6 protein-coding genes are annotated in these 5,415 nt (G+C 39.5%); 5 read left to right on the top strand and 1 reads right to left on the bottom strand.

The window, feature by feature from the left end; all coding sequences use genetic code 11:
* From CAP50_RS12445 to CAP50_RS12430, 4 genes are all read left to right on the top strand, one after another.
* A partial coding sequence (locus CAP50_RS12445) for a transposase (RefSeq protein WP_172953135.1) occupies positions 1-285 on the top strand: 285 nt, incomplete at its 5' end.
* The gene (locus tag CAP50_RS12440) at positions 261-1,826 is read left to right on the top strand and encodes a site-specific integrase (RefSeq protein WP_198411629.1); all 1,566 of its coding nucleotides are present in this window, start codon (positions 261-263) and stop codon (positions 1,824-1,826) included. The genes CAP50_RS12445 and CAP50_RS12440, both read left to right, overlap by 25 nt.
* Positions 1,819-3,849, top strand: coding sequence for an integrase (locus CAP50_RS12435; RefSeq protein WP_100750131.1), 2,031 nt, complete (start codon positions 1,819-1,821; stop codon positions 3,847-3,849). The genes CAP50_RS12440 and CAP50_RS12435 overlap by 8 nt, the downstream gene beginning before the upstream one ends.
* On the top strand, positions 3,842-4,261 hold the full coding sequence (locus tag CAP50_RS12430; protein ID WP_100750130.1) for a hypothetical protein: 420 nt from the start codon (positions 3,842-3,844) through the stop codon (positions 4,259-4,261). The genes CAP50_RS12435 and CAP50_RS12430 overlap by 8 nt, the downstream gene beginning before the upstream one ends.
* A 2-nt stretch (positions 4,262-4,263) precedes the next feature.
* Here the strand turns inward: CAP50_RS12430 and CAP50_RS12425 are convergent, their stop codons facing one another.
* Positions 4,264-5,085, bottom strand: coding sequence for a hypothetical protein (locus CAP50_RS12425; RefSeq protein WP_100750129.1), 822 nt, complete (start codon positions 5,083-5,085; stop codon positions 4,264-4,266).
* A 118-nt stretch (positions 5,086-5,203) separates the two neighbouring features.
* Here CAP50_RS12425 and CAP50_RS12420 point away from each other — a divergent pair.
* Positions 5,204-5,415 (top strand): transposase (locus CAP50_RS12420; RefSeq protein ID WP_153045449.1); only part of this gene is annotated, 212 nt, incomplete at its 3' end.

Below are 5,415 nucleotides of genomic sequence, written 5' to 3'. Positions count from 1 at the left end.
AACAGCAGCATATTCTACCACTGGTGCAAACACACGCTAATACCAAGTCTTAAAACAAAATGTGTGATCGTGATGGACAATGCTAGATTTCATAAGAACAAATGCATTCAAAAACTACTGAACAGACATGGCCATCGTATTCTTTGGTTGCCACCCTACAGCCCTGATCTAAATCCCATTGAAAAGAAGTGGGCACAGGCAAAATTTCTACGTCAAGGCTGGATGGAGAATAATCTACCTAAGCTGTTTCATGATATGGGTTGTATCTCTTTTATTCTAGACTGACTATACCTAAACAAAATAAGAGAATACGTGCAAAGACGAAAGGGTATTATTTTCATATTTGGGATAGCGAGTGGGTTTTAGATAAAAATAGTACTATTAACCTAAGCTTTTTTCACAAAAATTTAGATAAGCATACTCTGAATAGTTTCGTTCATGTATTAGCTTATTATGCATCTAACTTATCAGCTAGTCATACTTATAATATAGCCGCTAGATTTAATCATATGATTAAAAATACAGGTTCTTCTATAGTTGATGACACTATGCTTATTAACTATAGAGCTTCTTTAAGCAGGACTAATGAGTGGTATTTAGGAACAGTTCGAGGCTTTTTGAGAAAGTGGTATGAACTTGGCTATGATGGTATTGATGAAAGCGTGATTCAATTACTTGAAAGTTGGACTATCAAAGGTAATAGGAAAGGTGATGCTATTAAACGCAAAGACCCTAACCAAGGCCCATTAAGCGACAATGAGTTACAAGCTTTTAATGAGGGGGCAGTAAAGGCTTTTGAGCTAAACCTCATTACACTTGATGAGTTTGCGATCTCACGTATTGCAAGTAATACAGGCCGTCGTCCAGTTCAAATATCTCATTTAAAAGTAATAGACGTTGTATGTGGTACAAATAAGAGAGATGAACCTCGTTATTTACTGAATGTACCGAGGGCAAAGCATGGTGAAGGGTTTAGGAGTCAATCAAAAGATTTTGCCATAACACAAGAATTATGGTCTATTCTCTCAGCTCAAGTAAGAAATGCCATCTCAAAGGTCGAAAAAAGTATTGGGTGCAAATTAAATGAGCAGGACAGTCAACAAGTCCCCCTATTCCCTGACTACTCGGTAATTAGAAAAATAGGCTCTCTCTTTGAGCTTAGAGCTTTAGCGACGAGTGACAAGTTGCATATAGCAGCATCTAAAGTGACTGACACTTTACAGTTCGTTGTCGCAGCGTCAGATATTAGATCAGAAAGAACAGGCGAAGAACTCTATATCACTGCTCGTAGGTTTAGATACACCACAGGTACTAGAGCTGCGCGTGAAGGGTTTGGTGAGTTAGTAATAGCAGAGCTACTAGACCATAGTGATACGCAAAATTCGGGCGTATATATTAAAAATATCCCTGAGCATGTAAAGCGATTAGATGAAGCCGTTGGTTTCGAATTAGCACCTTATGCGCAAGCCTTTGCAGGTGTGCTAGTTGATTCTGAAAAACATGCTGAGCGTGGTGACGACCCAAATAGCAGAATTCGTACTGAAGAAGGCTCAGGGATTGGAACTTGCGGTGAGCATGGGTTTTGTGGGGCAAACGTTCCTATACCTTGTTATACCTGCATCCACTTCCAACCTTGGCTTGATGGCCCTCATAAAGAAGTGTATCAGGACTTACTAAAAGAGCGAGAACGAGTTAAAGATATCACTGGTGATATAGAAGTAGCAGCAATATTAGATAGAAGCATCGTTGCTGTAGCTGACGTCATAATTCGCTGTGAGAAGCGTCGTGATGAACTTAATGAGCAGAGAGGTCTTGATCATGCCTAATATCTTCCAGTTCAAGTCTAAAGCAGAACTAACAGCCGCTGCTAACTTAGAGGCTTTTATAAGTAAATGCCGTGAAGACTTAACAGTGTTTGGAGTTGATTTAGATTGGGATGCTCACGTCTGGCCAAAAGTAGCCGTATTTGCAAAGTTCGGGGTCACAACACGTAAGCCAAAGCAAGAAGAGTTAATGGATAAGAGCTTTTTGGAATTCGCAAAGGCATATCTTCGGTATCAACAAGGTCATAAGCCTACTAATACTAAAAATGAGCTTAAAGCGCTCCGAGTATTAGAAGCAGCACTCATTCAAGTGAATGGTGACGCATCTATAAAAGGACTATCTCTTACTTGTCTAGATGAAGCAGTTTCATTGGCAAGAGGCTATTACAGTGAGGGTGCTGCTTATGCCTGTGGAAGAGAGATTGAAAGGTTGGCTAAATTTGTAACTGATAATCATCTCATTAATACAAATCTAAAAGAATGGCGTAATCCCATTTCTCGTCCAACAGACACTACAAGAACAGGTAAAGAGGCAAAAAAAAATAGAGAAAAAAAACTTCCTAACGAAACTGCGCTCAACGCATTAGCTGAGATATTCGCTAGTAATCCTGTTGAGGAGCGAGATATTTTTACAACATCAATATTTGCAATGTTAATGTCTGCACCCTCTCGAATTGCCGAGGTAATGGCATTACCCATAGATTGTGAAGTGTTTGAAAAAGATAGTGAAGGTGTAGAGCGCTATGGATGGCGATTCTTTGCTGGTAAAGGCTATGAAGGAGATATTAAGTGGATACCTACCGTCATGGTAGAAGTCGCTAAAATCGCCGTTGATAGAGCTAAAAATCTATCCTTTGAAGCTCGTAAGCTTGCTAAATGGATTGAGGACAATCCTAATAAGTTTTATCGGCACGAGAACTGTCCGAACGTAGCCGATGATAAGCCGCTTACGATGGAGCAAGCTTGTCAAGCATTAGGGCTAGCTCATCATACAAAAGATATCTGTTATTCTAGTTTGAATAGTAGAGGTCTTGATCATCATGATTATACGAATACTTTAAATAGTCTATGGCAACACGTAAAAGGACGCCTGCCTGATAGCTTTCCATGGTTTGATGAAGATAAAGGTATTAAGTTCTCGAATGCACTATTTGCGCTAAATGCTAATCAATTCCATGGTAATAGACCGCGTTTGCCTACCGAACTTAAAAAGCCTGATACGACCTTTTTCAATAACGATATCGGTACTCGTCTAGCTTTGGGAGATAAACATAAGAATATATTTGATAGGTATGGTTATTTTGACAACGATGGTGAAAGATTAAAAGTTACCTCGCATCAAGCTCGCCACCTGCTCAATACTATTGCACAGCGTGGTGGTTTATCCAACCTTGAAATAGCTAAATGGTCTGGTAGAGCGGATGTAAAACAAAACCGCACCTATAACCACATGGCTGACTATGAAATGGTCGCTATGGCAGAGAGGATTGATCCCTCGAAAGCGCTGTTTGGCCCTTTAGGTAAAGTGGAAAATCATCTTCCAGTCACTGCTCAAGAGTTTAACACCCTTGAGCAAGCTGCTGCTCATGTCACAGAATATGGATTTTGTGTGCACGACTTTACAATGAGTCCGTGTGAAAAATTTAGAGACTGTATTAATTGTACAGAACAAGTGTGTATTAAAGGTGATGCAGAAAAACTAATTCGTATGAAAGAGAGACTCGATAAAATTGAGCATTTACTAGTTAAATCTGAGCAAGCAATTGAAGAAGGAGAAATGGGTGCTGATAGATGGTTGGAGCATCAAACCAAAACAGCCAATAGATTGCGAGATCTTATCTGTATTCTAGAGAATCCAGACATAGATGACGGTGCACAGGTTAAGCTTCGTGGCAATGACTTCAGCCAGTTACGTCGTGTTGCTGAAAAGAAATCTATAAGTATGGTTGCAGAGAATGAAGTTGAATTTAAAGAGGCATCAATCTTAGAGAATCTCACAGATATACTTGGAGGCGGTTTTGGCTAAAAATCTCAACAGACAAGAAATACAAGCTATCGTCAATCTGATTCGAGGTTGGGATGAGCCCAAAATCACGTGGGCTGCGATTTGCGAGGAAGTACAGCCTCTTGTGGGTAAGAAGCCTACAAGGCAATCTCTAAGCGCTCATGAGGCGATTAAGGCTGCTTACCAAGCTAAAAAAGACACACTTAAGGGGAAGTCACCTACTAAGCCTCGGCCTGCTAGTTTAAATGCAGCAGCTTCAAGAATTGCTAACTTAGAAGCAGAGCTTGCAGAACTCAAGGAGCAAAACCGTCAATACAAGCAAATGTTTGTATTGTGGCAGTACAATGCTTACAAACATGGAATGACAGAAAGTAAGCTCAATGCATCTATGCCAAAAATTGATCGTGAACGGTCTGACAATGAGAAGCGATGATGTTAATCATCCTGCTTCTTTATATTCGGTACAATATTATTCTCATTGCTTAACCATTCTATACCAGCTTCAGTTGTTGAATATGTTTGGTTAGGGTGGTTAGGAGTTTCAGCATACGTCTGACTTAGTAGCCCCTTACTTAGAAGTGAATTGATATATTTTGTACGTAAATAGTCTGAATTTCTATTAATTGATTTTGCTAATTCCTCTGTACTAAATTTTTGCTGATTGCATAGAAGAAGAAGTATACCTTGTATCTGCTTCATCGAAGCCTTCTTAGGAAGGTCATTTAGTTGGCTTAAGGTTTTTTGTGGTAGATCTTCTATTTTCTTTATATCTGAAAGGTCTAGTAAATACTGATCATTAGCTCCTGAGGTTTGATCGTTAGCTCCTGAGGTTTGATCATTAGCTCCTGAGGTTTGATCATTAGCTCCTGAGGTTTGATCGTTAGCTCCTGAGGTTTGATCGTTAGCTCCTGAGGTTTGATCGTTAGCTCCTGAGGTTTGATCGTTAGCTCCTGAGGTTTGATTATCAACTAATAAAATACCTTGCTTTTTTTCCTGACTATTAATATTTAGACCTAAGGCATGTTCGGTTAAGGTATAGTTAGTAGAGCTCCCGCCACCTCTTTTCTGCAACAACCCTTTCTTACAAAGATTGGATAAAAGGCGACTTGCTGACAATGTTTCTAATTTAGTTATTTCTCTAAGAGTACTGTTATCAACTGCACCTGTCTCGTGAGCTAGCATAAGCGCCATAGCATCATCATCTGACAAATCATGATTATCAAAAGCTTCAAGCCACTTTAATTGCTTATCGTCCATTAGTTGGTGTAAAAGAAAAGTAGCTTTAAAGTAGTTTCTAGGGCGTGTCCCTAATCTGGAAAAGCAAGTATAAAGCCTTTAAAATAAAGAGACTATTTACCACATGGCTCTCTAAATTATGGCAAGAACAGTGCTCAATGATAATACATGGGAACAACTCCAAAGTACCATGAAAGCTCATGGCTGTCATACTTGGAAAAACGACAGACAAGTCATGGAAGCCATATTGTGGAAACTTCGTACAGGAGCCCCATGGCGTGATATACCGAGTGAGCTATGTCCATGGAAAACCGCCTATAATCGATTTAATAGGTTGTCAAAAAAAGGCTT

It is taken from the genome of Psychrobacter sp. L7 (genome assembly GCF_002810365.1).
GTDB lineage: Bacteria > Pseudomonadota > Gammaproteobacteria > Pseudomonadales > Moraxellaceae > Psychrobacter > Psychrobacter celer.
This window is presented reverse-complemented; position numbering and strand designations above follow the sequence as displayed.